Origin of the sequence: Paracoccus sp. PAMC 22219 (assembly GCF_000787695.1) — a bacterium.
GTDB lineage: Bacteria > Pseudomonadota > Alphaproteobacteria > Rhodobacterales > Rhodobacteraceae > Paracoccus.
The window spans coordinates 1-4,480 of sequence record NZ_BBPH01000045.1 but is presented as its reverse complement, the minus strand read 5'-3'; the positions used below and the strand labels follow the sequence as shown (position 1 = coordinate 4,480).

Genomic DNA, 4,480 nt, shown 5'->3' with positions numbered 1-4,480 from the left:
GGTCAGCATCTGGTCCACGCGGCCCGCGATGGCGGTCAGGCGGTCCAGGCGCCAGGCGTCGGGCTTGCCGTGGATCTCGCTGGCGACGCTGATGATGCCGCCGGCGTTCACGACGTAATCGGGCAGGTAGGTGATGCCGCGCGCGGCCAGGATGTCCGCCACGCCGTCATCGGCCAGCTGGTTGTTCGCCGCGCCGCAGACCAGCGTCGCGGTCAGCGCCGTCGCCGTGTCCCGCGTCAGCACGCCGCCCAGGGCACAGGGCGCCAGGATGTCCATCTGCTGGTCGAAGACGGCGTCGGGGGCGCAGACCGTGGCGCCAAGGCGGGTCGCCGCGTCGTCCAGCGCCGCCTGATGGATGTCGGTCACGATCAGCCGCGCCCCGGCAGCCGCCAGCTTTTCGGCCAGCGAAAGGCCGACATGGCCCAGCCCCTGCACCAGCACGCGCCGCCCGGTCAGATCGTCGGTGCCGAACGCATGGCGCGCGCCCACGCGCAGGCAGCGGAACACGCCCTCGGCCGTCCAGGGGGAGGGGTCGCCCGAAGCGCCCGACAGGCCCACGGCAAAGCGCGTCGCCTCGGCCGCATGGGCCATGTCGGCCGGAGAGATGCCCACATCCTCGGCCGTCCAATAGGTGCCGCCAAGCGCGTCGACGGCCTCGCCAAAGGCGCGCATCATCGCCGGCGTCTTGTCGGTGCGCGCGTCGCCGATGATGACCGCCTTGCCGCCGCCCAGACCCAGATCGGCCATCGCGTTCTTGTAGGTCATGCCGCGGGCCAGGCGCGTCACGTCGTGGATCGCGGCCTGATCGTCGGCATAGGCCCACATCCGGCAACCGCCCGCCGCGGGGCCAAGTGCGGTCGAATGCAGGCAGATCAGGGCGCGCAGTCCGGCCTGCGGGTCCTGTGCCAGAACCAGACGCTCGAACCCCTGGGGTGCGGTCAGATCGGTAAGTGTCAGTGCCATCTGCAAGCCTTCCTGTGGCAGGCGCGCGGGCCGTTCCGCGCAGGGATCAGCCCAGAAACCGCCAGCGCAGACGCATTGCAAGCGCAGGATCATTCGGAAAGCAGGGGCCATGCGGCACGCAATTTGCGGCAAGTCTGCCGCATGGCGCGGCAAGATCGCGTCGCCCGCCGTGCCATGAAAAGGGCGGCCCCGCGGCCGCCCTTGTCAGTGATTCGCGCTGATCGGATCAGAACGGGATTTCGTCGTCGTAATCCGCGCGGCCACCACTGGGCGCGCCGCCGCCTGCACCGCCCCCACGCGACGGCGATCCGCCGCCCTGATTGTAGTCGTCATAGCCGCCGCTGTCGCGGCCACCACCGCCACCCATGCCACCGCCGCCGCCGGCACCGCCGCTGGCGCCGTCCAGCATGGTCAACGTGCCGCCGATGCCGCGCAGGACGATCTCAGTCGAATAGCGGTCCTGACCGGACTGGTCCTGCCATTTGCGGGTTTCCAGCTGGCCCTCGACATAGACCTTGCTGCCCTTTTTCAGATAGCGTTCGACGACGCCCACCAGGCCCTCGTTGAAGATGGCCACGGTGTGCCACTCGGTGCGCTCCTTGCGCTCACCGGTGGTGCGGTCCTTCCAGTTCTCGGAGGTGGCGATGCGCAGGTTCGCCACCTTGCCGCCGTTCTGAAAGCTGCGGATTTCCGGGTCGCGGCCCAGATTGCCGACCAGAATGACCTTGTTGACGCTGCCTGCCATATGCGGATTCCTTGGATCATGTGTTTGCCCCGGTCTAACCCGTGCCGCCCGGTCGGGGCAAGACCGCGCGCGGGAACCCGCGCGACCCTTAACGCCCGGCTGGCGGCAGGGCCGATTTCATGTATATTCCCGCCAACAGCGGCGCGCAGCCGCGACACACAACGAGGGCGGACATCATGCGGACCTGCACATCCCTGACGGCATCCCTGTGCGCGGCGCTTGCGCTGTCGCTGGTGGCGCCCGGACCGGCAGACGCGCAGGGCCTGCGCCTGTCGGGCGCGTCGTCCAAATCGCGCGCCGAACAGTTCGCCCGCCAGACCCGGCTGATGGATTCGCGCCTGTCGACGCAGTACCAGTCATCGGCGCGTCTGCAGCCCAATGCCGGCCAGCAGGAGGTCCTGCTGGAAACCGCGCCGAACATTCCCCGCTATACCGGGCGGCGCAGCGAATACCTGCCGCATGCGCGCCAGGCAGCGCAGCGCCACGGCATCCCCGAGGACCTGTTCCTGCGGCTGGTGCAGCAGGAATCCGGCTGGAACCCCAACGCCCGGTCGCACAAGGGTGCGATGGGGCTGGCGCAGCTGATGCCGGGGACGGCGGCCAAGCTGGGCGTGAATCCCAGTGATCCGGTGCAGAACCTGAACGGCGGCGCGCGCTATCTGCGGATGATGTACAACCAGTTCGGAAACTGGACGCTGGCACTGGCCGCGTACAATGCGGGTCCGGGCGCGGTGCAAAAGCACGGCGGCATCCCGCCCTATCGCGAGACGCGGAACTATGTCCGCATCATCGCGGGCGGCTGATCCTCAGCCGCGCAGGCCGGTCTTCTTCAGCAGGCCCTTGCGCTTGGCCTCGTAATAATAGCCGCGCGAATACCACATGACGGCACGGTCGGGATCGCCCTCGGCCACCATCCACGCGCCGCGCAGGTATTTCACGCCATAGCGCAGGTTCGTATCGGCATCCAGCAGACCGTGATCCGGCCCGCGATAGCCCATCGTGCGCGCGGTCTGCGGCACGATCTGCATCAGCCCGTGATAGGGGCCGTTGCGGGCGCCGGGGCGGTGGCTGGATTCGCGCAGGATCACCCGCTGAACCAGAGTGCTGGGCACGCCGTAGTGGCGCGACCAGAAGTTGATGCGTTGGCGCAGATGGGGCGTTTCGTTCGGATAAAGGCCCGAACCGCCGATCCGCCCGTTGCTGCCCGAACTGCTGCCGCCGCCGCCGCATGCGGCCAGCGCCAGGATCGAGATCAGCAGCCCGCGCCGACCCAGATGGGCCACGGGCCGCGGGGGCAATGCCCCCGCCACCGCGCGCGCGTCATGCATGAATGGCGCCGCCTCCGCAGGCCAGCGCGGCTTCGCGCACGGCTTCCGACACGGTCGGGTGCGCGTGGCAGGTCAGGGCCAGATCCTCGGCCGAGGCGCCGAACTCCATCGCCACGCAGACTTCGTGGATCAGGTCGCCCGCCGAGGGCCCGATGATGTGGCAGCCCAGGATGCGGTCGGTTTCCCCGTCCGCGATCAGCTTGACGAAGCCCTCTCCCAGGAACTGCGCCTTGGCACGGGCATTGCCCATGAAGGGGAACTTGCCGATCTTGATCTTGCGGCCGCCTTCTTTGGCCTGCTCCTCGGTCAGGCCGACATTGGCGACTTCGGGGGTGGTGTAGATCACGCCGGGGATGACCGCATAGTTCACGTGGCCATGCTTGCCCGCGATGACCTCGGCGACGGCCATGCCCTCGTCCTCGGCCTTGTGGGCCAGCATCGGTCCGGGGACCGCGTCACCGATGGCATAGACGCCCTTGACGCTGGTCGCCCAGTGGTCGTCGACCTTGACGAAGCCGCGGTCGGTCATCGTCACGCCCAAGGCGTCGAGGCCCAGGCCATCGACATGCGGACGGCGGCCGGTCGCGACCAGGACCACGTCGGCGGTCAGGCTGTGCGCGCTGTCGTCTTTCTTCAGCGCATAGGTGATGGTCGCCTGGCCGTCCTTGGCCTCGGCCGATTGCACCGCGGCACCCATCACGAAGGACAGGCCCTGCTTGGTCAGCATCTTCTGGAAGGCCTTCTGCACCTCGCCGTCCATGCCGGGGGTGATGACGTCCAGGTATTCGACCACCGTCACCTCGGCGCCAAGGCGCGCATAGACCGAACCCAGTTCCAGCCCGATGACCCCTGCGCCGATCACGACCATGGATTTCGGGATCTGCGCCAGGGCCAGCGCACCGGTGGAATCGACGATCATGCCCGCGTCGTTGTCGACGGTCACGCCCTTCAGCGCGGCGGGGGACGATCCGGTGGCGATGACGATGTTCTTGGCCTCGTGGACGGTGTCGCCGACCTTGACCTTGCCGGCCTCGGGGATCGTGGCCCAACCCTTGATCCAGTCGATCTTGTTCTTCTTGAACAGGAACTCGATGCCCTTGGTGTTCCCTTGGACCGTGTCGGCCTTGTAGGACTGCATCTTGGTCCAGTCGACATCGACATGGGCGTTCATCAGGCCCATCTTTTCGAAATTCTCATGCGCCTCGTGCAGCATGTGGCTGGCGTGCAGCAGGGCCTTGGAGGGGATGCAGCCCACGTTCAGGCAGGTTCCGCCCAGGGCCTCGCGGCCCTCGACCACGCCGACCTTCAGGCCCAGCTGCGCGGCGCGGATGGCGCAGACATAGCCGCCGGGGCCGGCGCCGATCACGATCAGATCATACATGGCAGTTCCTTTTGTCAGACCGCGGCCGGGGGCTTCGCGCCCCCGGACCCCCGCGGGGTATTT

The 4,480-nt window shown here is 68.1% G+C and carries 5 protein-coding genes; 1 reads left to right on the top strand and 4 read right to left on the bottom strand.

Translation table 11 applies throughout. The features are described 5' to 3' along the window. Both TY51_RS06300 and ssb read right to left on the bottom strand, forming a co-directional pair. A partial coding sequence (locus TY51_RS06300) for a Glu/Leu/Phe/Val dehydrogenase (RefSeq protein WP_052649869.1) occupies nt 1–963 on the bottom strand: 963 nt, incomplete at its 3' end. Between the two features lie 226 nt (nt 964–1,189). After that, nucleotides 1,190–1,708, bottom strand: coding sequence for a single-stranded DNA-binding protein (ssb, locus tag TY51_RS06295; protein ID WP_042247327.1), 519 nt, complete (start codon nt 1,706–1,708; stop codon nt 1,190–1,192). Between the two features lie 176 nt (nt 1,709–1,884). Between ssb and TY51_RS06290 the strand changes: the two genes are divergently transcribed. Continuing rightward, complete coding sequence (locus tag TY51_RS06290) at nt 1,885–2,511, top strand: lytic transglycosylase domain-containing protein (RefSeq protein ID WP_042247326.1); 627 nt, start codon at nt 1,885–1,887, stop codon at nt 2,509–2,511. Between the two features lie 3 nt (nt 2,512–2,514). Here the strand turns inward: TY51_RS06290 and TY51_RS06285 are convergent, their stop codons facing one another. Together TY51_RS06285 and lpdA are read right to left on the bottom strand one after the other, a co-directional pair. Next, nucleotides 2,515–3,036 carry a lytic transglycosylase domain-containing protein gene (locus TY51_RS06285; protein ID WP_081994735.1) on the bottom strand — a complete coding sequence of 174 codons (522 nt, stop codon included), beginning with the start codon at nt 3,034–3,036 and terminating at the stop codon, nt 2,515–2,517. After that, complete coding sequence (lpdA, locus tag TY51_RS06280; RefSeq protein WP_042247324.1) at nt 3,029–4,417, bottom strand: dihydrolipoyl dehydrogenase; 1,389 nt, start codon at nt 4,415–4,417, stop codon at nt 3,029–3,031. Before lpdA ends, TY51_RS06285 begins: the two co-directional genes overlap by 8 nt. Nucleotides 4,418–4,480 lie beyond the last annotated feature (63 nt).